This window comes from Simplicispira piscis (assembly GCF_054783455.1).
Genome location: NZ_BAAGQN010000035.1, coordinates 1 through 662 on the forward strand (window position 1 = coordinate 1; position 662 = coordinate 662).

Sequence of the window (662 nt, forward strand, 5' to 3'; positions counted from 1 at the left end):
TTTGCCGTGCATGATCCAGCCACAGGAGCCCACCTGGTCGATGTTGCCAACCTGGGCCCCAAAGACGCCCAGGCCGCCATAGCCGCCGCCAACGCCGCCTGGCCTGCCTGGCGCAGCAAGACGGCCAAGGAGCGCAGCAGCATCCTGCGCAAGTGGTACGACCTGCTCATGCAGCACCAGGACGATCTGGGCCGCATCATGACGGCCGAGCAAGGCAAGCCTTTGCCCGAAGCCAAGGGCGAGGTCGCCTACGGCGCCAGCTTTGTCGAGTGGTTTGCCGAAGAAGCCAAGCGCGTCAATGGAGAAACGCTGCCCCAGTTCGACAACAGCCGCCGTTTGCTGGTCTTGAAGCAGCCCATCGGCGTGTGCGCCGCCATCACGCCCTGGAACTTTCCGCTGGCGATGATTACCCGCAAGGTGGCGCCTGCGCTGGCCGCTGGCTGCACCGTGGTCATCAAGCCGGCCGAGCTGACTCCGCTGACCGCCCTGGCCGCCGCCGAGCTGGCCCAGCGCGCGGGTATTCCGGCCGGTGTGTTCAACATCCTGTGTGCGGATGCGGACAACTCCATTGCCATTGGCAAGGTGCTGTGCGAGAGCCCCATCGTGCGCCACATCAGCTTTACGGGTTCGACCGAAGTGGGCCGCATCCTGATGGCGCAAAG

The 662-nt window shown here is 65.3% G+C and carries 1 protein-coding gene; it reads left to right on the plus strand.

Features of this window, described 5'->3' with window-relative positions:
• A partial coding sequence (locus ACYVOC_RS18865; protein ID WP_461162785.1) for an aldehyde dehydrogenase family protein occupies positions 1-662 on the plus strand: 662 nt, incomplete at both ends.